General features: G+C 69.7%; 22 protein-coding genes and 2 pseudogenes. 16 read left to right on the forward strand and 8 right to left on the reverse strand.

Annotated elements, in window-relative coordinates:
* Nucleotides 1–64 precede the first annotated feature (64 nt).
* Complete coding sequence (locus ACFYO2_RS33560) at nucleotides 65–799, reverse strand: SRPBCC family protein (protein ID WP_388356583.1); 735 nt, start codon at nucleotides 797–799, stop codon at nucleotides 65–67.
* Between ACFYO2_RS33560 and ACFYO2_RS33565 the strand changes: the two are divergent.
* Nucleotides 717–977, forward strand: a pseudogene (locus ACFYO2_RS33565) (hypothetical protein); the annotation flags it as partial. The gene ACFYO2_RS33560 and the pseudogene ACFYO2_RS33565 sit on opposite strands and share 83 nt — an antisense overlap.
* 106 nt (nucleotides 978–1,083) lie before the next feature.
* Here the strand turns inward: ACFYO2_RS33565 and ACFYO2_RS33570 are convergent.
* The 7 genes and pseudogenes from ACFYO2_RS33570 to ACFYO2_RS33600 all read right to left on the reverse strand — a co-directional run.
* A pseudogene (locus ACFYO2_RS33570) lies at nucleotides 1,084–1,588 on the reverse strand (transposase); the annotation flags it as partial.
* A 78-nt stretch (nucleotides 1,589–1,666) separates the two neighbouring features.
* The gene (locus ACFYO2_RS33575; RefSeq protein ID WP_388356585.1) at nucleotides 1,667–2,272 is read right to left on the reverse strand and encodes a hypothetical protein; all 606 of its coding nucleotides are present in this window, start codon (nucleotides 2,270–2,272) and stop codon (nucleotides 1,667–1,669) included.
* Nucleotides 2,269–3,216 (reverse strand): aldo/keto reductase, encoded by a 948-nt coding sequence (locus tag ACFYO2_RS33580; RefSeq protein WP_388356738.1) that lies wholly within the window; start codon nucleotides 3,214–3,216, stop codon nucleotides 2,269–2,271. Before ACFYO2_RS33580 ends, ACFYO2_RS33575 begins: the two co-directional genes overlap by 4 nt.
* A gap of 53 nt (nucleotides 3,217–3,269) precedes the next feature.
* Nucleotides 3,270–6,509: an amino acid adenylation domain-containing protein gene (locus tag ACFYO2_RS33585; RefSeq protein WP_388356588.1), complete on the reverse strand. Its 3,240-nt coding sequence runs from the start codon at nucleotides 6,507–6,509 to the stop codon at nucleotides 3,270–3,272.
* The gene (locus ACFYO2_RS33590) at nucleotides 6,506–8,335 is read right to left on the reverse strand and encodes a non-ribosomal peptide synthetase (protein ID WP_388356591.1); all 1,830 of its coding nucleotides are present in this window, start codon (nucleotides 8,333–8,335) and stop codon (nucleotides 6,506–6,508) included. Before ACFYO2_RS33590 ends, ACFYO2_RS33585 begins: the two co-directional genes overlap by 4 nt.
* Nucleotides 8,332–9,966, reverse strand: coding sequence for a PhpK family radical SAM P-methyltransferase (locus tag ACFYO2_RS33595; RefSeq protein ID WP_388356594.1), 1,635 nt, complete (start codon nucleotides 9,964–9,966; stop codon nucleotides 8,332–8,334). The genes ACFYO2_RS33590 and ACFYO2_RS33595 overlap by 4 nt, the downstream gene beginning before the upstream one ends.
* Nucleotides 9,967–10,004: 38 nt before the next feature.
* Nucleotides 10,005–11,477: a condensation domain-containing protein gene (locus ACFYO2_RS33600; protein WP_388356597.1), complete on the reverse strand. Its 1,473-nt coding sequence runs from the start codon at nucleotides 11,475–11,477 to the stop codon at nucleotides 10,005–10,007.
* 418 nt (nucleotides 11,478–11,895) lie between these two features.
* On the opposite strand from ACFYO2_RS33600, the gene ACFYO2_RS33605 reads away from it, so the two are divergent.
* From ACFYO2_RS33605 to ACFYO2_RS33675, 15 genes are all read left to right on the forward strand, one after another.
* A complete protein-coding gene (locus ACFYO2_RS33605; RefSeq protein ID WP_388356600.1) occupies nucleotides 11,896–12,042 on the forward strand; it encodes a hypothetical protein in 147 nt (48 codons plus the stop codon).
* 59 nt (nucleotides 12,043–12,101) lie between these two features.
* The gene (locus ACFYO2_RS33610; RefSeq protein ID WP_388356603.1) at nucleotides 12,102–12,389 is read left to right on the forward strand and encodes a phosphopantetheine-binding protein; all 288 of its coding nucleotides are present in this window, start codon (nucleotides 12,102–12,104) and stop codon (nucleotides 12,387–12,389) included.
* Nucleotides 12,390–12,403: 14 nt separating this feature from the next.
* Complete coding sequence (locus ACFYO2_RS33615) at nucleotides 12,404–13,225, forward strand: thioesterase II family protein (RefSeq protein WP_388356605.1); 822 nt, start codon at nucleotides 12,404–12,406, stop codon at nucleotides 13,223–13,225.
* 67 nt (nucleotides 13,226–13,292) lie between these two features.
* The gene (locus ACFYO2_RS33620) at nucleotides 13,293–13,502 is read left to right on the forward strand and encodes an MbtH family protein (protein ID WP_388356608.1); all 210 of its coding nucleotides are present in this window, start codon (nucleotides 13,293–13,295) and stop codon (nucleotides 13,500–13,502) included.
* 57 nt (nucleotides 13,503–13,559) lie between these two features.
* Entirely contained in the window at nucleotides 13,560–14,816 is a 1,257-nt protein-coding gene (locus tag ACFYO2_RS33625) for an MFS transporter (protein WP_388356611.1), read from the forward strand.
* A 53-nt stretch (nucleotides 14,817–14,869) separates the two neighbouring features.
* A complete protein-coding gene (locus ACFYO2_RS33630; protein ID WP_388356614.1) occupies nucleotides 14,870–16,405 on the forward strand; it encodes an amino acid adenylation domain-containing protein in 1,536 nt (511 codons plus the stop codon).
* Nucleotides 16,386–16,655, forward strand: a complete 270-nt coding sequence (locus ACFYO2_RS33635; RefSeq protein WP_388356615.1) for an acyl carrier protein — start codon at nucleotides 16,386–16,388, stop codon at nucleotides 16,653–16,655. Before ACFYO2_RS33630 ends, ACFYO2_RS33635 begins: the two co-directional genes overlap by 20 nt.
* Before the next feature lie 65 nt (nucleotides 16,656–16,720).
* Complete coding sequence (locus ACFYO2_RS33640; protein ID WP_388356617.1) at nucleotides 16,721–17,791, forward strand: N-acetylneuraminate synthase family protein; 1,071 nt, start codon at nucleotides 16,721–16,723, stop codon at nucleotides 17,789–17,791.
* Nucleotides 17,791–18,582: an SDR family oxidoreductase gene (locus ACFYO2_RS33645; RefSeq protein WP_388356620.1), complete on the forward strand. Its 792-nt coding sequence runs from the start codon at nucleotides 17,791–17,793 to the stop codon at nucleotides 18,580–18,582. Before ACFYO2_RS33640 ends, ACFYO2_RS33645 begins: the two co-directional genes overlap by 1 nt.
* 23 nt (nucleotides 18,583–18,605) lie before the next feature.
* Nucleotides 18,606–20,519, forward strand: a complete 1,914-nt coding sequence (locus ACFYO2_RS33650; protein ID WP_388356623.1) for a transketolase C-terminal domain-containing protein — start codon at nucleotides 18,606–18,608, stop codon at nucleotides 20,517–20,519.
* Nucleotides 20,520–20,551: 32 nt separating this feature from the next.
* Nucleotides 20,552–21,226 carry an RraA family protein gene (locus ACFYO2_RS33655; RefSeq protein WP_388356626.1) on the forward strand — a complete coding sequence of 225 codons (675 nt, stop codon included), beginning with the start codon at nucleotides 20,552–20,554 and terminating at the stop codon, nucleotides 21,224–21,226.
* Between the two features lie 8 nt (nucleotides 21,227–21,234).
* Nucleotides 21,235–22,149 carry a dTDP-4-dehydrorhamnose reductase gene (rfbD, locus tag ACFYO2_RS33660; RefSeq protein WP_388356629.1) on the forward strand — a complete coding sequence of 305 codons (915 nt, stop codon included), beginning with the start codon at nucleotides 21,235–21,237 and terminating at the stop codon, nucleotides 22,147–22,149.
* The gene (locus ACFYO2_RS33665; protein WP_388356632.1) at nucleotides 22,146–23,474 is read left to right on the forward strand and encodes a D-arabinono-1,4-lactone oxidase; all 1,329 of its coding nucleotides are present in this window, start codon (nucleotides 22,146–22,148) and stop codon (nucleotides 23,472–23,474) included. The genes rfbD and ACFYO2_RS33665 overlap by 4 nt, the downstream gene beginning before the upstream one ends.
* Nucleotides 23,475–23,478: 4 nt before the next feature.
* Nucleotides 23,479–24,150 (forward strand): HAD family hydrolase, encoded by a 672-nt coding sequence (locus ACFYO2_RS33670; protein WP_388356635.1) that lies wholly within the window; start codon nucleotides 23,479–23,481, stop codon nucleotides 24,148–24,150.
* Nucleotides 24,147–25,136, forward strand: a complete 990-nt coding sequence (locus tag ACFYO2_RS33675) for a branched-chain amino acid transaminase (RefSeq protein WP_388356637.1) — start codon at nucleotides 24,147–24,149, stop codon at nucleotides 25,134–25,136. Before ACFYO2_RS33670 ends, ACFYO2_RS33675 begins: the two co-directional genes overlap by 4 nt.
* The last annotated feature ends 3 nt before the right edge of the window (nucleotides 25,137–25,139 follow it).

Raw genomic sequence — 25,139 nt, forward strand, 5'->3', positions numbered from 1 at the left:
GCGCCTACCGACGACACAACGGGGCTGCCCCGCCGACCCGCGTGGTCGGCGGGGCAGCCCCGTTTCAGGCGGAGTTCATGCCTGCCCGTTGTACGCAACAGCCGCCCGTTCCAGGGCCGTACGCGTTACTGGATCGGTCGCGCTGTGTGGTGCCGTAGGCGGTGATTTCGGACTGTGCCTCCGCCTCGGCCTTCACGCCGGCCAGGGCCTGTTCGATACCCGTGCGCAGCAGGGCGAGGCGGCCGTCGATGATCTGCTCCTCGCGGTCCGGGTACCGCTCGACGACCTCGTGCATGGGCCGCGGGCCGAGCCGAAGCGCATGCCGTGCCGCAGGCGGCTGCCGGAGCCGTCGGCGAGCGGTTCCAGGGTGTACGTCCAGACGGCCGGCGGCTCGCCGTGGCCGCCGATCGTTGTAGTGGACGACCTCCCACTGGAAGACGCGCTCCTGCGACAGCTGCGCGACACGGCTGACCGTGCGCCACTCCCCCAGCCCGCTGTTGCGGTTGCGGCCGGAGAAGCAGGCGCCGACCGCTGGTCCCTCGGCCCCGTCGAGCCACTCCACCTCCTGCAGTTCCGGGCTGTGCCGGGCCGAGGTGGCGATGTCCGAGACCAGGTCCCAGACACGCTGCGGCGCGGCGGCGATCTCGGTCACGTACTCCACGCGGGCATCGGCGAGCTCGGTCACGTACTCCACGCGGGCATCGGCGAGACGCATCGTCTCCACGTGGGTGGACACGACTGAGTTCGGCAGCCAGAAGTTCGACGCGCTGGCCGCGCATGCCAGCCAGAGTGAGAACATCTTTTTCCTGCGGATGGGCAAGGAGAGGTTCACGCAGCTCATGGGCGTGGAGAACGATGGACGAAGGGCGTCGGCAGCTTCGACGCCCAGCCGAGCCCGAAGCTGTCGTCGCCCTTCGTCACCGAGGCGAGCTGCTTCGGCCCGGCGTTTTTCCGCTCGGGGCCATCGCTCCGCGTAGGGCAGGTGTCGAGCTCCGCGGGCCACCACGGGGCGTCGAGGAACAGGAGCATCCAGCGCCCCTTGTCGAAGGGGATGACCTGGTCGAGCACCGAGTCGCGGTCTGGCAAGTGGTGGGGGCCCTCTTGCTCGTATCGCAGGGTGAGTCGGCGGTAGCCGAACAGCCAGGCGATCGACTGTTCGATCTTCCAGCGGTGCCGCCCGAGCCCTTCGCCGGACCGGACAGGACGTGCAGTTCGCTGCCCTTCTTGCCTCGATCAACCGGATTCGGCCCGGTCAGGGTGCCCCACTCTTCGCCCGGACAGAGGCCGCGTCAATGATCGCCGAGGCCCAGTCCACCTCGCCCCTGGCGCCGAGTTCGTCCAGCACCGCCCGGTGCAATCGGCGCCACAGCCCGGCCTCGGTCCACCCGGTGAACCGGCGATGCGCCGTCGCGGGAGACGTACCGAACGTCGGCGGCAGATGCCGCCAGGCGCAACCGCTGGTCAGCACGTACCCCACGGGAGTGAAAACGGCCCGCTCATCACGCGGAGCGGTCCCGCCGCCCTGCGGACGAGCAGCGAACGATGGCAGCAACGGGGCGACCAGCTCCCACCGTTCGCCCGTCCTCATCCGTGGGCATATCCGCGAACTCCGCACCAGCGGAAGGAGGACGTACCCTGCGACCTCGCGATACCGACGCGGAGTTGCCTACTTGGCTCTGAACCTGACGGTTAGTTCGGAGCAGTGCCCGTCGGGTACGTCTCGCGGGGGCGGCCCCCATGCCGCGAGCGTAGCGGACACCTCCTCCGCGATGGATTCCAAATAGCAGATCACGTTCACCGGATAGCCGGTGTTGCGGAACATGTACTCATCCATCGGTGTCGGTCGTTCACTGATCCGCAGCCCTCGTTCCTCAGGCGGTCCTATGCGATGCCAGTCCGGATGCAGATGAATCGCGCCCAGGATGTCCAGATCCGCTCTGGCGGCCTGACGGTGTATGCGCAGCAGGTCTTGTGGGCTGCACCAGAAGCCTCGGCGGGGATTCCGGTAGGCAGCCCCGAAACAGGGAGCCACGGAGGTGGAGAACTCCTCCAGCGCCACCTGGTCGACCGCGCGGACGTTCGCGGCGAACTCCATTCCTGCAACAACGGCCACATCACCGTCGATGCGACCTACCAGTACCGCGAAACAGCCCGGCGGTTCGGCCGGGGTGCACGCCTCGTATTCATCGCGAGCCGCCCCGACGAAGGACTTGAGGGAGTCGAGGTCCATCAGCACGGTCTGGGCACCCAACTGGCTCTGGAACGAATTCACACGGCCCCGTCCGCGTGCTCGTCCAGTGCGAGCAGTTCGGCCGTCGACAGCTCAATGCCGCCCGCCGGTATCAGTTCGGCAAGCTGGTCGGGCGTCCGGCTGCTCGCGATCGGAGCGACGACCTGTGGTTGGGCAATCAGCCAGGCCAGGGCCACCGCCGCGACGGTGGTCCCCCGCCGGGCAGCGATCCCGTCGAGCGCCGCCAGCACCGCACGGCCGCGTACGGTCGAGGCATGCGCGAGCGCGGCCGTACTTCGTACGCTCTCAACGCGTGGTGCGCCTTCCCGGTACTTGCCGGTCAGGAAGCCCTGAGCCAGGCCGAAGTACGGCACGCAGGCCAGGCCCTCCCGGTCGCACACCGGGCGTATGTCGCTCTCGAACGGTTCGCGCTCCAGAACGTTGTACGGGGGCTGGACGGCCACATACCGTGCCAGCCCCAGCCGGTCCGATACCGCGAGTGCCTCGGCCAGCCGGGCGCCGCCAATGTTCGAGGCGGCGATATGCCGTACTTTCCCTTCCCGGACCAAGGCGTCGAAGGCCGAGAGGGATTCCTCGAGCGGCGTGCCGGTGTCATCGGTGTGGGCGTAGTAGAGGTCGATGCGATCGGTGCCGAGGCGGGACAGGGAGTCCTCCACCGCTTTGGCGATCACCTTGCTGCTCAGCCCGGCCAGGCCCGCCATGCGGCCGACCTTCGTGGCGATGACGACGCGATCCCGGTTTTTCCGTGCGGCCAGCCAGCGGCCGATGATCCGTTCCGACTCCCCGCCGCTGTTTCCGGGCGCCCATTGCGAGTAGGAGTCGGCCGTGTCTATGAAATTCCCGCCGGCTTCCGTGTACGCGTCGAGGATTCTGAAGGACGTGGGCTCATCGACGTTCCAGCCGAACACACTGCCGCCGAGGCAGAAGGGGAAGACGTCGAGTTCGGTGTTCTTGATGAAGGGCATGACTGCTTTCAGGAAGAAGTTCGAAGGACGGGTGAAGCTCACGACTTTGAAGCTCACGAGGACGCCATGCGCTCCCGGATCACCTGCTCGACGTGGGACGCCAGGTCCGAGATGACCGGATGCTCGAAGACCGCGGTCATCGGGATGCTCAGCTTCGTCCGCCGCTTGATCCGCGCCACGACTCGGATCGCCAGCAGCGAGTGGCCGCCGGCCTCGAAGAAGTGGTCGCCGGGCCGCAGACCCTCCACCCCCAGCACCTCCTGGCAGACGCCGATCAGCAGCGCCTCGGTGGCGGTCAGGGGCGCGGCCTCGCCCGGCTCGCCGCCGGCATGCTCGGGCCGGCCGGCCACGACGGTTCCGCGCTCCATGAGCGCCGACCGGTCAAGCTTGCCCGCCGGGGTCAGCGGCATCTCGTCGACCGGGGTGAAGGTCGAGGGCCGCATCCACTCGGGGAGATACCGTTCGGCGTGCTCACGCACCCGCCCGACGGTCCCTGCAGGCGTCATCCGCACGAACGCAGCCACCGCCGCGGTGCCGTCCTGCTCCGTACGCACCACCGCGCACTCCAGGACGTCCGACAGCTCGGTGAGAACCACCTCGATCTCGCCGGGCTCGATGCGGTAGCCGCGGACCTTCACCTGGTGGTCGGTACGCCCCGTGATTTCCAGCCGCCCGTCGAACGTCCAGCGCGCGAGGTCGCCCGTGCGGTACATACGGGAACCGGCGGGTCCCCACGGATCCGGAAGGAAACGCGACGCGGTCTGTCCGGGCCTGCCCAGATAGCCGCGGGCCACCGCGGGGCCGCCGACGTACAGCTCTCCTCGCACACCCCTCGGGACCGGGCGCAGTGCGTCGTCCAGTACCCGTACGGACTGACCGGGCAGGACGGTGGCCAGGCGGGGGCCCTGTCCGGCTGTGACGAGCGCCCAGATGTTGTCGACAGTGGTCTCGCTGGTGCCGTAGACGTTGATCGCCTGCATTCCGGTCCGGGCACCCACCGCCGCAACGGCTTGCCAGAGGGGCGGCGTGATCACCTCCCCGCCGATCCACAGCCGCAGGTGCGGCCCCGACCGCAGCCCGCTGTCGGACGGCAGCGCCGACGCGAGCTGCTCCAGCAGATGCTCCGCATAGGAGGGGGTGACGTGGAGATCAGTGAGCTGCTCGCGGACGACGAACGCGGACAGCTGGTCCGGGACTCGGCGCAGCTCCTCGGGAACCACCACCACGGTGTCCCCGCGGCAGACCCGGGTCCACTGGGCGACGGAGGCGTCGAAGGACGGGCTGGCGTTCCAGCCCACCCGTCCGGGCTGCGGGCGCACAGCGCCCGACTCCTCCAGGCCGGCCACCAGCTGCGACAGGGAGCCGTGACTGACCTGAACTCCCTTGGGCAGCCCGGTCGATCCGGAGGTGTAGATCACATAGGCGCACTGGTCCGGGTGGATGTCGGAGCCGGACAGCGCCCCCGGCCCTGCCTCCGGCTCCGGGAGCAGCTGCGGTTCGATCCGGACCGTGGTCACCAGGCCCTGGACCTCCTCCGGCAACGGGTCCTGGGCGCGGGTCAGTACGAGCTGCGCTCCGCTGTCACCTACGAGGTACGCGAGCCGCTCGGCTGGATAGTGCGGGTCGAGCGGCAGGTAAGCGGCGCCCGCTCGCAGGACGCCGAGCATCGTGGCCAGCAGGTCGGCGGAGCGTGCCATGCACACGCCGACGACCGACCCGGGGCCGGCGCCCATGGACGACACGAGCCGGGCGATCGAACGTGCCCGCAGGTCCACCTCGCGGAAGGACAGCGAGAGGTCGCCGTCGACGACGGCCGTGCCGTCGGGTGTTGCCGCGACCGCGGCACGGAAGCGCTCGAGCACGCCGGAGGCAGTTGCGGCTGGTTCCGGGCCGGAGCCGAGGGCGAGGAGGCGTGATTCCTCCGCCGGGTCCTGGACGGGAAGTGCCGACAGCGGGGCGTCCGGCTGCCTCAGCACCGAATCGAGCAGCAGTGCGTACCGCTGCGCCAGTGCTTCGATCGTCTCCCTCTCGAAGAGGTCGCTCGCGTAGGAGACACCGAAGCGAAGGTGGCCCTCGTCGGTGAGGACGTAATCGACTGCCAGGTCGTACCGCGCGATGTCGGGCCGCACGTCGAGCGTGTCGATGCGGATGCCGTCGAAGGCGAGACGGGGCTCCCGCTCCATGTTGAAGGTGACCTGCACGAGCGCGTTGTGGGCGAGCGAACGCTCGGGCGAGATCTCCTCCACCAGCCGGTCGAAGGAGAGCTCCTGATAGTCGTACGCGTCCAGAGTGGTCTCTCTGACCGAGGCCACGAGATCGCGGAACGAACCGCTCATGTCCAGCCGAGCCCGCACGGGCAGGATGTTCATGAAGAACCCGACGAGGTCTTCCGTGTCGGATGCCTCCCGGTTGGCGACCGGCATGCCGACGATGAAGTCGCGCCGGCCGGACCAGTGGGTGAGCAGTACCTCGAAGGCGGCCAGCAGGACCATGTAGGTGGACGCGCCGCACTTCTTGCCGAGGCCGTCCACACCCACCGCGACCGAGGCGGGTACGTCGAACGAGAGGTGGCGCCCCTTGAAGGTCTGCGCCGCGGGGCGGGGGTGGTCCAGCGGCAGGTCGATGACATGGGGGCAGCCGTCGAGATGCTTCCGCCAGAACGCCAGGTCCTCGGCCTGATCCCCGGCCGGCTTCCCGGCGGCGAACCGCTCCCGCTCCCGGCGGGCGACGTCACTGAACCGCGTGGTGAGCGGGGCGAAGTCCGCGACCCGGCCCGCGGTGAGCGCGTCGTACGCCTCGCCCAGTTCCCGGAAGAGGATCTCCATGGACCAGCCGTCGGTGGCGATGTGATGGATGACCAGCAGGAATACGTGCTCGTCGGGGCCGGTCCGCCACAGCCGGGTCCGCAGCACCGGGCCGCGGGAAATGTCGAAGGGAATCTCGATGGCCGCCCTGAGCTCACCGTGCAGTACCGCGTCGTCCTCGGCACCGAGCTCTACGGCCGTCAGCGCGAGCGAGTACGGCTCGTTCACCGTCTGGAGCGGTTCCCCGTCCGGTGCCGTGAACGTGGTGCGCAGCGTCTCATGCCGGGCGACCAGCCCATCGAGGGCCTGGCTGAGTGCGGCCACGTCGAGCGCGCCGCGCAGCCTCATCGCGTACGGATAGACGAACTCCAGTCCGCGCTGCCCCATCTGGTCGGCGAACCAGAGGCGCGCCTGGGAGAACGACGCGGGGGACGGACCGCCCTGGTGCACCTGGAACGGACCGGGGTGGAGCGCGAGCTGGTCACTCACGGACGGGGCTCCTTCATGGCTGCTGCGTGGAGAGGGGGCATGGTGGCGTTCTGGACTGCCGCGGCGAAGTCGCGGAGCACCGGGTTGTCGAACAGCAGGCGGGTCCGCATCCGTACGTCGAAGTGGTCCCGGCACCGGTTGATGACCCGTAGGACGGACAGTGAGTCGGCGCCGAGCTCGAAGATGTTGTCACCGGGCGCGACCCGGCCGAGCCCCAGCACGGTGGCCCAGATCTCGGCGATGTCGCGTTCCACCCCGGAAGCCGCGACGCCGGCATCGGCATCAGGGCCGTCGTCGGCCGGTTCCCGGTCGAACGGGACCGGCGGCAGCTGGGAGTGGTCCACCTTGCCGTTCACGTTCAGCGGCAGCGCTTCCAGCTCCACCATCGCGGCGGGTACGAAGGGGCCCTGCAGGCGCTCGCTCAGCCAGGCGCGGACCGTGTCCGTGGAGCAGGGTGGCTTGAGGACGAGGTAGGCGACGATGCCCGGTCCGGACGGCAGGTCGGTGCGCAGCACCGCGGCGGCATTGACGACAACCGGCATCGCCCGCAGCGTGGCCTCGATCTCTCCGAGTTCGACCCGGTGGCCGCGGACCTTCACCTGGCGGTCGCGCCGGCGGCCGTACTCCAGCCTGCCGGAGGAGTCCCTGCGCACCAGGTCGCCGGTCCGGTACATCCGGCCGCCGTCGCCGGCCAGCGAGTCAGGCAGGAAGGCGGCGGCGGTCCGCCCGGGCAGGTTCCGGTAGCCCCGGCCGACCCCGGGCCCCGCCACGAAGAGTTCGCCCAGCTCTCCCTGCGGTACGGGCCTGAACCACTCGTCCAGTACGTAACACCGCACGCCGGGCAGCGGTTCGCCGAGGTGAGGGACGGCGCCGGAGACCGGGGCCGCGGTGACATCGACGGTGCACTCGGTGGGACCGTAGAGATTCCAGGCCCGCACTCCCTGGCCGCGTTCCATGGCGGTCAGTTCCTGCCACAGCCCGGACGGCAGTGGCTCGCCGCCGACCAGGAGGCGCAGCGGCAGGCCGGAAGCCGCCAGATCCCCGGTCAGCTGGGCGAGATGGGAAGGAACCACATCGAGGTCGGTGACACCCTGCTTCGTCAGGTACTCCACCAGGGCGGCGGGGTCGGTCCGCAGTTCCTCGTCCAGCAGTACGAGGGTGTCCCCTCGGCACAGCCGCAGCCACTGCTGGACCGAGGCGTCGAACGAAGCGCTGGCGTTCCAGGCCACGACGGAGTGTCCGAGGCCGCGCCATACGCTGTTCTCCAGGCCGTCGCGCAGGGCACGCAGACCTCCGTGCGTCAGTTCCACGCCCTTCGGGCGGCCTGTCGTCCCCGAGGTGTACAGCACGTAGGCCAGTTCAGCGGGGTGGACGGGGGCGGCAGCGGACCCCGATCCCGTGGTCCGCGTGACGCTCGGCCGCGCCACGTCGGCCGCATCGCTCACGTCGACCGTGGCGCCGTCGAAGAGACCACCCTCCGTTCCTCTCCCGGCGGTGAGGATCCGGGCGGCGTTCGCCGCCCGTGCCATGTAGCGCAACCGCTCGGCGGGGTACGTGGGATCGAGCGGGAGATAGGCGCAGCCGGCTTTCAGTACCGCGAGCAGGGCGACCACCTGCTCCAGGCCGCGGGGCACATGGAGACCCACGACGGACTGCCGCTCCAGACCGTCGTGGATGAGGCGGTCGCACAACCGGTCGGCGAGCAGGTCGAGTTCCCGGTAGGTGAGCCGGCCGGTCCGGGAGACCAGCGCATCCCGCCCGGGGTGCTCCCGGGCGGCGGCCGAGATCAACGAGTGGACCGCGCCACCGGCGGGGAGTTCCGTCATGACGTGTAGGAGAAGCGGGCCGGGGCCAGGTCCAGGGCGGCCACGTCCTCGGCGAGCTGCTTGCTCAGGGCGGCCACCCGCGCCGGATCGGATGTCTCCAGATCGCGTTCGCGCATCAGGTGCTGCGTCGTGCGCAGCAGCGGTACGAGCTGGTCGACGCCGAGCCCTTTGCCTTCGAGGTAGGGCAGCGCCCAGAAGTCGAAGTCGTAGAGCGGAAGCCATACCGACTCCGTCACCCGGTCGAACATGGTGTCGCACCAGTCGGCGGCCTGCTTCGAGTCCATCGTCGCGTGCTTCCAGCTGTACCCGGCGCCCTCGATGCCGAGGACGTCCTTGCTCCGGTAGATGGGCGAGCGCGGGTTCGCCCACCACGGCTGGGCGCGCCAGAAGGTCGGGGCGGTCTCGTTGACGAAGTCGATGGTGTTCTCGATCGTGCGCTCGCTCTCACCGGGGAAGCCGACGATGATCGACGCAAAGGTGGTGATGCCACGCTCCTTGAGCCGCCTGATCCCGTCCCGGTACTGCGAGTCCTGGGCCAGCTTGTTCATGCCGGCGAGAATGTCCGCGTCGCCGGACTCGATGCCCAGGAAGACGCCACGGCAGCCGCTCTCGGCGGCCAGGTCGAACGTCTCGTCGTCCCTCGCGTTGGAGCAGCGGAAGTACGAGTACCAGTTGAGGCCGAGGTCCTCCTCGATCATCATCCGGCAGATTTCCTTGAACCGCTTGGGCGGTACGTTGAAGGTGTCGTCGACGAAGACCAGGTTGCGGACGCCGAGCTCCGCCATGGCCCGCAGCTCGTTGCGTACGGTGTCGACCGAGGCGGTGGTGAGGGCGCCCGCTCGCGTCGGGTAGTCGCAGAAGCTGCACTTGAAGGCGCAGCTGCGCGCGGTACGCGTCTGCGCGGTGACCCCGATCTGGTCGGCGGGGAAGCCGGCCCAGTCGATCGAGCCGAGGTGCAGGTCGTTGGCCTCGGGCTTGCGCCGGTTGGCCACCCAGTCGTCCTCGGGGCAGGTGACGAGGTTGGCTATCCCGTCGAGCGGCAGGCCCGCCCCGACCGCGTTGCAGAGCTCGACCAGCGCGTGCTCGCCCTGGGACTCCCAGACGTAGCTGTCGGCATCCATACCGTGGAAGAGGTCCTGCACTTCCTCGGTGATTCCGTCGATGCAGATGTTGTCGATCAGCGGTCCGCCCACCACGATGTGCGAGGTGGGCGAGTGCGCACGGATGAACTCGACGACCGGGGCCACGGACAGGATGTTCACGTAGAACGTCGTGGTGACCGCCACGACCGCGGGCCGCCGCTCCAGGAGCCGGATCAGCCGCTCCTGCTCGCCGCCGAAGAGGGAGATCGCTTCCGCGCTCAGGTTGTGCCGGCGAAGGAAGTTGGTCAGGTACAGGCTGCCCAGGTTGAAGACCTCACCGACGTGGTAGCGGTCGTTACGTCCGGTTGCCTTGTTCCGCAGAGCGCTGAGCGCATCCATCCAGGACTGTGGGCGCCCGTCGATCTCCAGGTGCTCCTTGCGGTAGATCTGCCACTCGGGCGTGCCAGGGCCGCTCCGCTCGCACATGAGGCGGTAGTCCTGGAAATCGCCTTCGTTGTATCCGATTACGACGCAGTCGAGTTCCGACATCTTCGCGCAAGCTCCAACTCTGGTGTGAAGAAAGCGGCTCATGGCCGCGGATGTTGGCGAGGGTCAGGGCGAGGCGAGCCCGCGTCCGCTCGCTCGATGAGGGCCGCGACCGGCTGCTGCGGACCCGTGCAGGCCGCGTCGAGGAGTCGCACATACGCGTGCGCCAGCGCGGTCACGGTCTCCCGGTCGAACAAGCCGCTGCGGTAGTCGAGATCGACCACGGCGCCTTGCGGTGTGGTGCCCAGATACAGGGTCAAGTCGTCGTGCACATCGTGGCGTTCGGGCGGCAGGTACTCGGTGTGAAGTCCGCTCAGGGAGAGTGGGGCCGAGTCCTGATGGGCGGCGACGGTGACCTGGATCAGCGGCTTGAGACCGGGGAGGCGTGGAATCTCCAGCTTCTCCAGCAGCAGCTCGAAGGGGACGTCGCCGTGTTCGTACGCCTCTCGCAGGAGCGTCCCGCACCGGGCAAGGTGCTCGGCGAAGGGGGTGTCGGGGGTGTGCGAGGTCCGGATGGGCAGCACATTGACGAGGAATCCGATGAGCGGCTCCGTCTCCGGGAGCGCCCTGTTCGCCGTGGTGACGCCGGTGACGAGTTCGTACTGCTCCGACCAGGCGGCGAGCAGGGCCTGGAACACGGCGAACTGCAGGGTGAAGGGCGTCGTCCCGTGGGCCGCCGCCACTCGTACGGTCAAGGCCGACTGCTCGGGGGTCACCTCCAGATGCACCCGGCCTCCGGAGGCCGAACGCACCTGTGACCGGGGTCGGTCCGTGGGCAGGGCGATCATTGCAGGCGCATCGGCCAGCCGGGTCCGCCAGTAGTCGAGCGAATCCCCGTACTCCTCGCCGTCCTCGGCCAGGGTCCGCTGCCAGACGGCATAGTCCGGATACTGCACCGCCAGGTCGCGCAGACCTGCGGCCTGCGCGAGGGGGGCCGAGGAGCCGGAGCGCAGGGACGCGGCGCGGTAGAGGCCCGCGAGCTCCTCATGGAAGATCCCCATGGACCAGCCGTCGGTGGCGATGTGATGGAACGCGACGGCGAGCGTGTGCGTGTTCTCGTCCACCCGATAGAGACGGGAGCGCAACAGCTGGTCGCGGCCGAGGTCGAAGGGCTGCCGCAGAAACTCACGGACGAGCAGGGGCAGTTCGGCGGGATCGGTGACATCCAGGATATCCAGGTCCGCGCCGACGGGTTCCCCCACGACTTGGATCAGGTCGGCGCCACCGATCGCGAAGCCGGTGCGCAGAACCTCGTGGCGCTCCACAAGGGCGTCAAGGGCGAGCCTCAGGGCCTCCGCCTTCAACGGCCCTGCCAGCCGGTACACATGGGAGGTCGTCAGGGAACGGTCGGCGGCGTCGGCCACCTGCTGAGCCAGCCACATGCCTCGTTGCGCATGCGAAGCATTCAGCGGCAGGGTGCGGTCCGCGCGGGGTAGCGCAGCGGATTCGAATTCCCCGGCATGCGCCAGCCAGGACTCCAGAGGGTCATGAGGCGTGTTTTCCTGAACTTGCATGGTGGATCAGCAGCTCCCCGAATCGGTGTGGCGCTGGTGGTACCGCCTCTTTTCCTGAATGAGGCCGCACAGTGACTTACACCGGACTCAAACCGTAAGCCGTGTATTGGTGAAGCTCAACCCCCATTTCGCAGAGTATCCGCGACCCGCGCTGAGGATCAATTCGGGCCAGTCTGCCGCGCACAGGCGTGGATCCGCCGACTCCGGGCATGCCGAGGCACGGGCCGATCCCCCTCCCTCGCCGCAGGCCGGCCGCGCAGATAAGTCCGATTCGCCACGCAATATCCGCTTGCGTACTCCTCGCACATGCGCCTGGCGCATTTACGGCCCCCCAAAACGCGTGCGACGGAATCAAACGTTCGTGCAGAGTGGCCCATGCCCTTCCGGGCTGAGGACGTTTGAGCAGGGGGACTCTGTCATGATTCGTCACATTTTTGCCGCCCTGGCAGTCGCATGTCTGATCGGTGTTGCGACTGTCGTCGATGCGCCATCCGCCGAGAGTCCGGCGTCCGGCATGACCATCGGCGCCGCGCAGGATCACCGCGAGGACCTGGGCTGGGACTGAAAGAGCGGCCCGCCGACGGCGCGAAACCGGCCCGTAACTCCTACATCCAGGAACTCTTCGTGCCTACTCCGCAATCCCTTCCTGACAACGAACAGATCTTGGCGGCCGTAGTCCGGGCGTGGAGCGGCGCGCTCAACGTCGGGAAAATTCAGCCAACAGACAATTTCTTCTCGCTCGGCGGGAATTCGCTTATCGCACTGCGGACGGCCAACCAACTCTCCGGTGAGCTCGGCGTACAGCTGTCGATACGGGCCCTGTTCGAGCACAGCGATCTCCAGGACTATGTCCGGGAAATTGAACGCATGGTGAAACAGCAGGAACATTCCCGGGGAGAAGACGCACGGTGAGCGGTACTCTACGAATGTCGGAGAAGGCTCCTGCGCGACGGGCGGTCGTCCCCACTCCCTGGCTCTGGGAATTTCCAGAAGCAACCGAAGCGTCCGAGGTTACGCTCCTGCTGCTGCCCCACGCCGGCGGAAGCCCGCACACGTACGCCGATCTGGCCGCGAAGCTCCCGTCCTCCATCCGCGTGCTGGCCGGCCAGTATCCGGGGCGCGGGTCACGTATGCGCGATCCGCTCCCAGAGCGGCTGACCGACCTGGTCGAGCCGTTGACCGAGGCCGTGGAGCGATGGGTGGACGGCCCTCTCGTCGTCTTCGGCCACAGCCTGGGGGCCATGGTGGGGTGGCAGCTTGTCCGCCGCCTGGAGGCGGCCGGCCGTGAGGTCGGCGGCTTCGCACCCGCCAGCTGCCTGCCTCCGCACCTGGCCCGTCCCGTCGTGGACACCTCCTCCCGGTTCATCGCGGACGACGAGCTGGAGGCGTATCTGCGGAGCCTGGGAGGGCTGCCCGAGGAGTTCTTCGAGGAGCCCGAACTGCTCGAACTCGTCATGCCGATCGTGCGTGCCGACCTCGGCCTGACCGTGGACTACCCGGAACCCGGAGGCACTCACAGGGTGTCCTGCCCGGTGCTGGCCATCGGCGGCGAGGCGGACGCGGCGGTGCCGTCGGACGGGCTCGCCCGGTGGAGCGAGTGCGCCGATGCCGGCATGGATGTCCGCGTGATGACCGGAGGCCACTTCTTCTACCAGGACCACCTGGCGGACGTGGCGGGTCTCCTCGCCGAGATGGCGGCAGCGGCAGCGGCAGCGGCAGCGGCACAGCCGAGCAGTCGTCGAGCCTGACGCACGAACGAACCGTCCGACCTCACGAGTTACGAACGAGCGTTTTAGCGAGTGTTTTGGAGGAGCTATGTCCGAGGGCAGCCCGGTCACCTGGAAAGTCGTCATCAACGAGGAAGAGCAGTACGCGATCTTCCCCGATCAGCTCCCGACCCCCGGCGGCTGGCGTGAGGCAGGTTTCGACGGCACGGAGGACGAGTGCACCGCGTATGTCGACCAGCACTGGACGGACATGCGTCCGCGCAGCCTCCGCGAAGTCATGGACAGCACCACGGCCTGATGTGCGGAAGCACCTGGGACCCGGACCCCAAGGATTGACATGGCTTCTGCCTCATCGATGAGAACACTTCTCGTCATACCCGACTTCCGCCGGTACTACCTGGGCCAGACCCTCTCCGCCTTCGGTGACTCGCTGACGCCGCTGGCCCTCGCCTTCGCCGTCCTCGAGATCACCGGCTCCCCCGCCGCGCTCGGCGTGATCCTGCTCAGCAGCCGGCTGCCGATGATCCTGCTGGCTCTGCTGGGCGGCGCCGTGGGCGACCGGCTTTCCCGGCGCAGGATCATGCTGGTCACCGACGTGGTCCGCTGTGCGACCCAGGCCACGACGGCCGTGCTGCTGCTCACCGGTACCGCAGAGCTGTGGATGCTCATCGTGCTGCAGCTGCTCGCCGGTGCCGGGTCGGCGTTCTTCAACCCGGCGGCTCAGGGGCTGGTCACGTCCGTCGTCCCCAAGGACCGGCTGGCCGAGGCCAATTCGGTCATCAGCGTCTCGAAGAGCACCGGTCAGATCATGGCGCTGGCCGCCTCGGGTGCGCTGGTGGCGACGGTGGGCACGGGCTACTCGCTGCTCATCGACGCCCTGACCTTCGCCGGCAGCGCGTACTTCCTGTGGCGGCTGCCGAAGGCACTGGCCTCCGAGCGGCTGGACCGCCGTACCGGTGTACTGAAGAGCATCGGCGACGGCATCGCCGCCGTACGCGAGCGCACGTGGCTGTGGGTCTGGATCCTGCACGTCTGCCTGGCGAACATGATCGTGATCTGCCCGGTGCTCGTGCTGGGGCCGTTCGTCGCCGACGAGCACCTCGGTGGAGCGCCGGCCTGGGCGGCCATCGGCATCTGTTACGCGATCGGCGGGCTGTCCGGCGGGGTCGTGACCGGCAGGTGGAAGCCGGCCCTGCCCATGGTCGCCGCCATGGTCTCCTTCCTCGCCATCGTGCCGTTCCCGGCCCTGCTGGCACTGCCCGGCTGGACCCCGCTGGTCGCGGTGGCCGGCTTCGCCGCGGGCCTTCAGCAAACCCTGTACGTGGTACTGCAGACCACCGCGATCCAGCAGAACGTGCCGGCCGAGGTGATCGCCCGTACCAGCTCGGTGTCGATGTTCGGAAGTCTCATCGCCGCGCCCGTCGGAATGGCCCTCGCCGGGCCCGCGGCCGCCGAGTTCGGGGCCCGTACGGTCCTCGCGGTCGGCGCCGTCGCGGCGGTTGTGCTCTCGGTGGGTGCTCTTCTGCTGCCCCTGGTGTGGCGGCTGCGCACCCCCCAGGCGGAGAAGGACACGGAGGAGCGCAAGGACGCGATGGGGGTGGTTGCCGAATGAACGAACACGTCACGCCGGAACCCGGGTCCGAGAGGTCTCGGACCGCGTCCACGGTGGAGGAACGATTCCGGCGGCGTGCCGCGGAGACGCCGGACGCGCTCGCACTCATCGACGAGCAGCAAGAACTGACGTACCGACAGCTCGACGAGCTGACCGACGCGCTCGCCGTCGCCATGCGGCGGCGGGGCATCGGCCCGGAGCGTGTCGTCGCCGTTCACGTGCGGCGCAAGCTCGAGGCGGCCGTGGCGCTCATCGCCGTACTCAAGGCAGGAGGGGTCTACCTCCCGCTCGAGACCGCCGCACCGCCGGAGCGCAACCGGATGATCCTCGAGGACAGCCGCGCCGCACTGCTGTTCGTCGGCAGCGACACGCCCCACGAGGGGCTGCCGGCGGACAAGCTCATGTGGCCGGAGCCGGGCGGGACACCGCAGGCCGGATCCCCCGACCGCGATGCCCTGGCCCCGGCGAACGCCGCGTACATCCTCTACACATCGGGTACGACGGGCCGCCCCAAGGGTGTCGTCATCCACCGTGACCTGCTCGCCGAGCAGATCACCGCGATCACCCGCGGCTTCGGCCTGCGGCGCGAGGACCGCGTCCTGCAGTTCTCGCCCATGCACGTGGACACGGCCATCGAACAGGCGCTCAGCACCCTGGCCCTGGGCGCCACGTTGGTAGTGAGCGACGAGACGCTCAGCGTCTCCGGGATGCTGGACTTCCTGGGGCGGCACCGGGTGACCGTGTCGCACCTGGCCACGGGCTATTGGCACGCCATCGTCAAGGCTCTCGACTGGCGGGAGTGGCCGGACATCCCGTTGCGCCAGATGATCGTCGGCGGCGACCGGATGTCCGCGTCGGCAGCCCTGGTCTGGCAGCAGAAGGCCGGGATCCCGCTGATCAACGCGTACGGGCCGACCGAGACCGTCATCACGCCCACCATCAGCCCGGTGACCCGGGTCGACGAGGGGCTGGGCGCACCCCTCGGTGACCCCATCGGCGACCGGACCGCGTACATCCTGGACGAGTCGCTGAACGAATGCCCCGTCGGGGTCTCCGGTGAACTGCACCTGGGCGGCAGCCTGTTGGCCCGGGGATACGTCGGCAGGCCGGGGGCCACGGCCCGTTCGTTCATGGCCGATCCCTTCAGCGAGGTGCCGGGCGCCCGGCTCTACCGGACCGGCGACATCGTCCGCCGGACCCCGGACGGGGAACTCTTCTTCATCGGCCGGAAGGACGGCCAGCTCAAGTTCCGCGGCTACCGAATCGAGCTGGGTGAGATCGAGTCCGTACTCGGCACCCACCCGGAGGTCCGCGAGGTGGCCGTGGTGGCGCGCGAGGACGAGCCGGGCGGCCAGCGCCTGGTGGCGTACGTGGTGCCCCGGAACCCGGCGCTCGGCGTCGCGGAACTCCGCGCCCACACCGCCTCCAGGCTTCCCGGCCACATGGTGCCCACGCTGTTCAGCCTGCTGGAAGGACTCCCGTTGACGACCAACAGCAAGGTGGACCGACGAGCCCTGCGGGGGCCGGCCTTCCGCCCGGCAGCCGGCCGGCCCGGGCGGGTGATCGCGGATGCCGCTGGGACGGATTGAGCCCACGGCCGCCAGAGCCGACATCGAGCGGGCGGTCACCGAGATCTGGAGCGACCAGCTCGGCCTTACGGACATCGGGCCGCAGGAGGACTTCTTCGACCTCGGCGGCCACTCCCTGCACGCCGTGGAGATCACCTCGCGGATCGAGCAGACCTTCGGCGTCGACATCTCTCTGCGCGCCTTCTACGAAGCCCCGACGGTCAGCGGAGTCGCCGAGGGCATCGCCTCGGTGGCGGGCAACCGGGGCTGAGCACCACCCCTCGGTTCATTCCACAGTCGGCGAGCAAGCCGCACAAGAGCGGGAGCTTCCTCCTCATGCGTTCCCTCGACATCTCCGGACACACCGTCTCCGACGACACCCATGCGTACGTCATCGCCGAGATCGGCCACAACCACGGCGGCAGTGTCGCCCGCGCCGAGGCGCTCTTCCAGGCGGCAGCCGCCGCCGGAGCGACCGCGGTCAAGCTGCAGAAGCGCGACAACAAGAGCCTCTTCACCCGGGCCATGTACAACGAGCCCTACACCAGCGTGCACAGCTACGGCGGCACCTACGGTGAGCACCGCGAAGCGCTGGAGTTCGGGCGCAGCGAATACCGCCACCTCCAGAAGGTGGCGGGCGAGCTGGGCGTCGACTTCATCTCCACCGCCTTCGACGTGCCCAGCGTGGACTTCCTGGCCGAGCTGGGCCTGCCCGCCATCAAGATCGCTTCGGCGGATCTGACCAGCACTCCGCTGCTGAGCCACGCGGCCAAGACCGGCGTGCCGCTGATCCTCAGCACGGGCGGAGCGACCATGGACGAGGTCCGCCGCGCGTGCGACACGATCCTGCCGCTCAACCCCGAGCTGGCGCTGCTGCAGTGCACCGCCGCCTACCCGGCCGCGCCCGAGGACCTCAACCTCCGGGTCATCTCCACCTTCCGGGAGGAGTTCCCGGAGGTGGTGATCGGATTCTCCGGGCACGACCTCGGGCCGGAGCTCAGCCTGATCGCGTACTCCCTCGGCGCCCGGGTGATCGAGAAGCACTTCACCCTCGACCACCGGGCGAAGGGCAGCGATCACCACTTCTCCCTGGACCAGGCGCAGTTGACCGCGCTGACGGAGGGCCTGCAGCGGACGAAGGCGGCCATGGGCTCCGCCGACAAGACCACCAGCGGCCGCGAGGTCGCCGCGGTCCGCAAGATGGGCAAGAAGCTGGTCGCCGCCCGTGATCTCGCCGAAGGCCACGTCATCGCGGAGGAGGACCTCACCTGCAAGTCCCCCGGTGACGGCCTCAAGCCTTACCGCATCGGTGAGTTGCTGGGCGGCCGACTGACCCGTCCGCTCGCCGCCGATGAGGACATCCGCCTGGAGGACCTGGCGCCCCCGACCGACGCGGACGCCGCCTGATGAGCATCGATCTCGCGGGTGAGGTCGCCGTGGTGACCGGTGCCTCCGGGAAGCTCGGCACCCTCTGGGTCGAGGCGCTGACCGCCGCCGGGGCGGATGTGGCGGGCCTCGATCTCAAAGGTGTACGGAACTCGGCGGTGCCGCCTCCCGGACCGGGCCGCACGTTGTTCCTGGACGCCGACGTCACGGACCGGGCCTCGCTGGAGTCGGCACTCGTCACCGTCACCGAGTGCCTCGGCCCCCCGACCGTACTGGTGAACAACGCGGGCATCGACCAGCCGCCGAGCGCGGACCGGGGCAGCTGGCGGTTCGAGGACGTCCCCGACGAACTGTCGGCGGCGGTGCTCGATGTGAACGTCCTCGGGGTGCTGAAGACATGCCAGGTCTTCGGAGCCGACATGGCTCGCCGCGGCAGGGGCAGCGTGATCAACATCGGTTCGCTGTACGGAAGTGTCGCGCCCGACCCGCGGATGTACCAGCACCTGCCGCTCGATCCGCCCTTCCTCAAACCACCGGCGTACGGGGTGTCCAAGGCGGGTGTCGCCGCCCTGACCCGCTATATGGCGACGCTGTGGGGCCCCCATGGCGTACGGGTCAACACCCTTTCGCCCGGCGGGGTGCTCGGCGGGCAGGACGCCACGTTCATCGACCAGTACACCGCCCGGGTCCCCCTCGGGCGGATGGCCGTGAACGAGGACCTGGCCGGCCCGCTGGTCTTCCTCGCCTCCGCCCTCAGCAGCTACGTGACCGGCCACGAACTCATGGTCGACGGGGGGTTCGTCAGCTGGTGAGCACCGTGACCTCTGGAGACCGTGTGTCCTTCCCACTGCGCCGGGTGCCCGTCGCCGAGTTCGAACGTGTCCTCATGGACCTCGACGACGCGCACGACCGCACGCGCGCCTTCGCCTCACTCACCCGGATCAACACGCTCTACATGGTGACCCGCGCGGGCTCGGGCCATCTCGGATCCAGCTTCAGCGCCTGCGACGTCGTGTGCCACCTGCTGCTGAACGAGCTGTCCGAGCCGTTCAGCACGCAGGGAGACGTGTACTTCTCGTCCAAGGGGCACGACGTCCCGAGCCTCTACGCGGCACTGACCGGCCTCGGGCAGCTGCCCGAGGAGCAGCTGCACCGGCTCCGCCGGCTCGGCGGCCTGCCGGGCCATCCGGACGTCGGCACCCCGCACATGCCCTTCAACACCGGTTCGCTCGGCATGGGTGTCTCGAAGGCGAAGGGCCTGATCCTGGCCGACCGGCTGCTCGGCAGGGCACGCAGGGTCTTCGTGATGATGGGCGACGGAGAGCTGCAGGAAGGCCAGGTCTGGGAATCGCTCGGTGGTGCCGCCAGGCACCGGATGTCCGAACTCACCCTGGTCGTCGACCACAACAAGATCCAGTCGGACACCTGGGTCCGGGATGTCGCCGATCTGGGCGATCTCCAGGGCCGGTTCGAGAGCTACGGCTGGGGAGTGCTCCGCTGCGACGGCAACGACGTGGAGGCTCTGGCGAAAACCTTCGCGCTGCGGGCCGAACAGTTCCCCGACGCGCCCGCGGTTCTCATCGCGGACACGGTCAAGGGCGCCGGCTGCGCGACCTTCGCCGCCACCTCCATGCCCGACGACGAATGGCGCTACCGCTTCCACAGCGGAGCACCCGCCGACGAGCACTACCTCGCCGCTCACCAGGAGCTGGTGGCGTCCGCCGAATCCGTGCTGGAAACCGCCGGTCTGCCGCCGCTGCGCCTGGTGGACGAGGAGCCCCGCGCCACGGCTCCGCCCAGCGGCCGCCGGCTTCCCGAGGTGTACGGCGAAGTGCTGCTTGAGCGGGCGGCGGACGACCCGCGGATCGTCGCGCTCGACGCGGACCTGGTGCTGGACACCGGGCTCGTCCCCTTCTCCCGTACCTACCCCGAGCGGTTCGTCGAGTTCGGGATCGCGGAGCAGGACATGGTCTCCGCCGCGGGCGGACTGGCGGCCGGCGGGCTGCTGCCCTTCGTCCACTCGTTCTCCTGCTTCCTCCACGCGCGGCCCAACGAGCAGATCTACAACAACGCAACCGAAGGGCGCCGGGTGGTGTACGTCGGTTCACTGGCCGGGCTGCTGCCCGCCGGACCGGGCCACTCCCATCAGGCCGTACGCGATGTGAGCGCAGTCGGCGCGGTCCCCGGTCTCGTCGTACTGGAACCGGCCAACGCCGATGAGGTCGAGGCGGCGGTGGACTTCTGCCTCACCGCGCGCGAGAGCGTGTATCTGCGGCTGGTGAGTGCGCCCGTACCCCCGGAAAGTGCCCGCATCCCCGCACAGCCGCTCCAGTTGGGCCGCGGCCGCACCGTGCGCGAAGGCGGCCGGACCATGGCCGTCGGCTCGGGGCCCGTGGCGCTCGGGCAGCTGCTGCGCGCCGCGGCGCTGCTCGAAGCCGACGGAATCGACCTGCGCGTGGTCAACCTCCCCTGGCTGAACCGGGTGGACGTCGACTGGCTGGCCCAGCTCGCGGCCGAGGCGGACACGCTGCTGGTCGTCGAGAACCACTACACACACGGCGGCCAGGCCGACACTGTGGCCCGCGCGCTGCTCGAGGCCGGTCTGCCGAGGCTGCCGGCCTTCCACGGCCTCGGTCTGACCGAGGTGCCGGTCTGCGGCACCGAGGAGGAGGCGCTGCGGGCCCATGGCCTGAGTGCCGGGCAGCTCGCCGATCGCGTACGCACGCTCACCGCAGCACGCACGCACTGACCCCGTTCATCCACTACTCAGGAGACGCACACGTGGAAACGATCCGGAACGCGATGCAACGCCCTGACTCGGCCTTGCTGGACGGCTTCCGCGAGGTCCTGAAGGAGTACAGCCCGAGCTGTCTGGTCACCGATGCCCGCCGCCGCGTCGGCGCGATCGGAGGCCTGCTGCCGGTGCTGCCCCAGCACAAGATCGCCGGACCCGCGCTCACCGTCAACCTGTCCATCGACGACCTCGTCGACTGCATGCCCGTCCTCGCGCTGGCCGAGCCCGGCGACGTGATCGTGGTCGCCTGCCACGGCACGACCACGACCGCCATGTGGGGCGGGCTGATGTCCACCCTGTCCATCAAGGCGGGGATCGCCGCGGGCATCGTCGACGGCGCCGTCCGTGACGTGGACGAGATCCGCGATCTCGGCTTCCCCCTGTGGTACCGCAGCACCGTCCCGCGGCCTTCCCCCACCGCCGTGCACGACCGGGTCGAACCGGTCCAGGTCAATGTGCCGGTCGTGGTGGGCGGCCAGGTCATCAACCCCGGTGACATCGTGGTCGCCGACGAGAACGGCATCGCGGTCGTCCCCGCCGCCATCGCCGGGGACGTGCTGGAGGGCACGCACCGGCAGATGGACAAGGAGCGTCTCGTCCGCGAGAAGATCGACTCCGGTGCTTCGGTGCAGGAGTTGCTGGTCGAGTTCGGTCACCTGTGAGCCGGCCGATGCGTGTGTACCTCACCGGAGCGGACGGGATGCTGGGCACCGCGTTCACCGCCGCCCTGCGCTCGGATCCGGTCACCACCGGGTGGCCGCTGCACGGGGTCTCCGCCGGCGACTTCGACATCGGTGACCGCGCCGCTGTCGCCGCTTCCATCGACGCCTTCCGGCCCGATGTGGTGGTCCACACCGCGGCGCACGCCATCGTCGACGACTGCGAGGTGGATCCCGCTCTCGCCGCGCGGGTGAACGTCGCCGGGGTGCGGCACGTCGCGGACGCCTGCCGGCGCACCGGCAGCCGGCTCATCAACCTCTCCAGCGACTACGTGTTCGACGGCGAGGCGCCCCCGCCCCGGGGTTACGACGAGGACGATCTGCCCACGCCGCTGAGCGTCTACGGGATGACCAAGGTGGCCGGGGAGCGCATTGCCGCACTGGTCCCGGACCATCTCAACGTACGCACCTCCTGGCTCTTCGGCGGATCCGACGAACGGCTCGACACCGTGCTGTCCGTGGTGCGCAAGGCCGGGCGCGGCGAGCGCGCCGCCCTGATCCACGACCAGTTCAGCCTGCCCACCTACACCGCTGATCTGGCCGAGGCCCTGGTGTTCCTGCTGACCACGGACCGTCCGGTCACCGGCACCCTTCATCTCGCGAACCGGGGCACGGCCAGCTGGTACGAGGTGGGCGAGCATGTGCTGTCGCTGCTGGGATCCGAGAGCGCCGAGGAGCTGGCTCCCGAGCCGGTCTCCATGGCGGACGCGGGCTTCATCGGCGGCCGCCCCACGAACTCCACCCTCAGCACCGACCGGTTGAGCGCCCTGGGCTTCACCCTGCCCAGCTGGCAGGACGCGGTGGCCCGCTACACCGCCACGCTCGTCCGGCCGACCGCCGACGCGGCGGCCAGGGGGGCGCCATGACCGCGCCGACCTGGACCAACTGGGCCAGAACCGTGCGCTGCGAGCCCCAGCACCTGATCGCAGCGCTCTCCGAGCAGGACATTGTCGACGCCGTACTGCTCGGCGCCCGCCGCGGGCTCACCGTGCGGGCCGCCGGCTCGGGGCACTCGTTCAATCCCCTGGTGGTGACCGACGGCGTGCTGGTCGACCTCTCCGGATACGCCGGGATCGAGCGGCTCGACCGGGCCGCGCAGCGCGTCACCGTGCGGTCGGGTACCTCGCTCGCCGCCGTGAGCACGGCACTTGAACGGGCCGGCCTCGCGCTGCCCAACATCGGCACCCTCGCCGAACAGACCGTCGCCGGCGCCATATCCACCGGCAACCACGGGTCCGGCCTCAAGCACGCCGCCTTCTCGGACCTGGTCGAGTCACTGCGCCTGGTCACCGCCGACGGGGAGGTGCGCGAACTGTCCCGGGATGCCACGCCGGACCTGTTGCGGTGCGCCCGTACCGCACTGGGCGCTCTGGGCGTCATCAGCACGGTCACCCTGCGCTGCGTGCCGTCCTTCAACCTGCGGACGTACGAGCGGACCGAGCCGCTCGAATCGCTGCTGGAACGCTTCGAGGAGTGGGCCGGCAGCGCCGAGCACGTCTCCTGTTCCTGGCTGCCCTGGGGCGACACCGTCACCAGCCGGTTGCTCCGGCCGACCCAGGACGCGCCGACCGCGCGAGCGGGGCGGCAGCGCTACGCCACCACCGTCTCGGAGGTGAAGTCCGGGCTGGTCGGGCTGGCGGCCGGCGTGGCACCCACCGGAGTACCACGCCTGAGCCGGCTGCTCGCGGGGCGGACCGGGGTCCCGGCGGCCCATGTCGACGTGGCACACCGGGTGTTCACCTTTCCGCAGCCCGTCAAGTTCGTCGCGCTGGAACACGCCCTCGCCCTGGAGGACGTACCGGAGGCGCTGCGGCGTCTGCGCGGCGTCCTGCGCCGGGCCGGGCGGTACTCGCCGTACTCCGTACTGGTCCGGGTCGGCGCCGGTGACGACTCGCCGCTCAGCCCCGCCTACGGGCGCACGACCGGCTACGTCAATCTGACGGTGCCCCGGACCGTGGCCTTCCTGGAGCTGCACCGGGTCATCGAGCAGGTGCTGCGCGAGCTCGATGGCCGTCCGCACTGGGGCAAGGCCCACACCGCGACCGCCGAGGTGCTCGCGCCCCGCTACCCGGCGTGGTCGGAGTTCCAGCGGGTACGGGGCGAACTCGACCCCGAGTCCCGCTTCACCAGCGACTTCGTGGCCCGCGTACTCGGACCGGTGACGCCCTCGCCGCCGGCCGGGAGGGACTGAACCCGTGCCACCACTCGCGCTGTTCCTCGACTTCGACGGCCTGATCTGCGACACCGAGCGGGCTGCCAAACGCTCCTGGGAGGAGACCTGGGCCGAACACGGCCGGACCTTCCCCGATGAGCTGTGGCAGCGCATGGCGGGGCGGTCCGACGGCGAGGCGATCGCCCTGGCGGCGCTCGCCCCGGCGCTCGGCAGGCCGGCCGACGAAAAGCTCCGCAACCGCCGGACACGGCGCAAGCGCGAGCTGAGCGAGCGGGAACCGCTGCGGCCCGGGGTGCGGGAACTGCTGGACGCGGCCCGGACGCGAGGCATCCCGGTGGCCGTGGTCTCCAGTTCCTCCGCCGACTGGGTGGACGGGCACCTGAGCCGGCTCGAGGTGCGCGACCGCTTCGCCTTCGTCCTGACGGGCGACCAGGTCGTACGCCACAAGCCCGCTCCGGACCTCTATCTGGCCGCCCTGGCGCGGATGGGGACAGCGGCGAAGGACGCGCTGGCCCTGGAGGACTCGCCGGTAGGGGTGCGTGCCGCGCGCGCCGCGGGCGTGCGGTGCGTCGCCGTTCCGTCCTCGGGCGGCGACGCCGGACGACTGGCGAACGCCGACGCCGTCGTCGGCGTGCCCGGGGCGTACCTGCTGGAGGCGGAGTGGAACCGCCCGCAAGAAGTGAGAAGCCGATGATCACCACACCCGATCTGCCGCTGGAGCCGGAGACGACCGCGCCCGACCGGCCGGAACAGGCCACTCCGGACTGGCTCTGGCGCTCCGGGAACCTCGTCCCCTGGGCCTCCGCACAGATCCATGTCAACGCGGTGGGGCACGCCTCCGCCGCCGCGATCTTCGAAGGGATCCGGGCCTACCGCGCCGCGCAGGGCGAGAGCCTGCTGGTCTTCCGGCTCGAGGACCACCTGCGGCGGCTGTACGACTCTGCCCGGATCTGCCGGCTCGACCTCGGCCACACCCCGGCGGAGCTGACTGCGGCCACGCTCGACGTGCTGCGGGCCAACGGCTACCGGCAGGACGCGTATCTGCGCCCCTGGGCGTTTCCGCGCGGCTACATCAAGGAGCAGATGGTGCCGGCGGACAGCCTCTGCGAGGTGGTGATCGACTCCTGGCGGGTGGACAGCGCTCTGGAGGCGCCTGCGGGCTGCCGGGCCGGCGTGAGCTCGTGGATCCGGATCAGCGAGGCCTCGATGCCGCCGCGGGTGAAGGCGTTCTCCAACTACCACAACGGCCGGCTGGCCCTCCTGGAGGCCCGGGAGAACGGACACGACTGGCCCATCCTGCTGAACGAACGGCACAAGATCACCGAGGGGCCGGGAGCGTGCGTCGCGCTGGTACGCGACGGGCGGGTGATCACTCCTTCGCTGACCAGCGGGGTCCTGGAGGGCGTCACCAGGGACACCGTGATCACGCTGGCCGAGGAGGTGCTCGGGCTTGCCGTGGAACAGCGCGAGGTCGACCGGACAGAGCTGTATCTGGCTGACGAGATCTTCTTCCTCGGCACGGCCTGGGAAATCCTCCCGGTCCTCGCGATCGACGGTCTCCGGGTCGGCGACGGATCCCCCGGTCCGGTCGCGGCCGGGCTGAGGGACGCCTACACGCGGGTGGTCCGGGGGCGTTCGGACCGCTACCACCACTGGCTGACGGAGGTGCAGTGCCCGTGAGCG

It is taken from the genome of Streptomyces sp. NPDC006602, assembly GCF_042870385.1.
Classification (GTDB): Bacteria; Actinomycetota; Actinomycetes; order Streptomycetales; family Streptomycetaceae; genus Streptomyces.

What these genes read in the sequence shown, in the direction of transcription:
- ACFYO2_RS33560 (WP_388356583.1), bottom strand. Translation starts at nt 799, where the DNA reads ATGTTCTCACTCTGGCTGGCATGCGCGGCCAGCGCGTCGAACTTCTGG.
- ACFYO2_RS33580 (WP_388356738.1), bottom strand. Translation starts at nt 3,216, where the DNA reads ATGCCCTTCATCAAGAACACCGAACTCGACGTCTTCCCCTTCTGCCTC.
- rfbD (WP_388356629.1), top strand. Translation starts at nt 21,235, where the DNA reads ATGCGTGTGTACCTCACCGGAGCGGACGGGATGCTGGGCACCGCGTTC.
- ACFYO2_RS33600 (WP_388356597.1), bottom strand. Translation starts at nt 11,477, where the DNA reads ATGCAAGTTCAGGAAAACACGCCTCATGACCCTCTGGAGTCCTGGCTG.
- ACFYO2_RS33645 (WP_388356620.1), top strand. Translation starts at nt 17,791, where the DNA reads ATGAGCATCGATCTCGCGGGTGAGGTCGCCGTGGTGACCGGTGCCTCC.
- ACFYO2_RS33675 (WP_388356637.1), top strand. Translation starts at nt 24,147, where the DNA reads ATGATCACCACACCCGATCTGCCGCTGGAGCCGGAGACGACCGCGCCC.
- ACFYO2_RS33590 (WP_388356591.1), bottom strand. Translation starts at nt 8,335, where the DNA reads ATGACGGAACTCCCCGCCGGTGGCGCGGTCCACTCGTTGATCTCGGCC.
- ACFYO2_RS33635 (WP_388356615.1), top strand. Translation starts at nt 16,386, where the DNA reads ATGCCGCTGGGACGGATTGAGCCCACGGCCGCCAGAGCCGACATCGAG.
- ACFYO2_RS33640 (WP_388356617.1), top strand. Translation starts at nt 16,721, where the DNA reads ATGCGTTCCCTCGACATCTCCGGACACACCGTCTCCGACGACACCCAT.
- ACFYO2_RS33605 (WP_388356600.1), top strand. Translation starts at nt 11,896, where the DNA reads ATGATTCGTCACATTTTTGCCGCCCTGGCAGTCGCATGTCTGATCGGT.
- ACFYO2_RS33625 (WP_388356611.1), top strand. Translation starts at nt 13,560, where the DNA reads ATGAGAACACTTCTCGTCATACCCGACTTCCGCCGGTACTACCTGGGC.
- ACFYO2_RS33665 (WP_388356632.1), top strand. Translation starts at nt 22,146, where the DNA reads ATGACCGCGCCGACCTGGACCAACTGGGCCAGAACCGTGCGCTGCGAG.
- ACFYO2_RS33620 (WP_388356608.1), top strand. Translation starts at nt 13,293, where the DNA reads ATGTCCGAGGGCAGCCCGGTCACCTGGAAAGTCGTCATCAACGAGGAA.
- ACFYO2_RS33595 (WP_388356594.1), bottom strand. Translation starts at nt 9,966, where the DNA reads ATGTCGGAACTCGACTGCGTCGTAATCGGATACAACGAAGGCGATTTC.
- ACFYO2_RS33615 (WP_388356605.1), top strand. Translation starts at nt 12,404, where the DNA reads ATGTCGGAGAAGGCTCCTGCGCGACGGGCGGTCGTCCCCACTCCCTGG.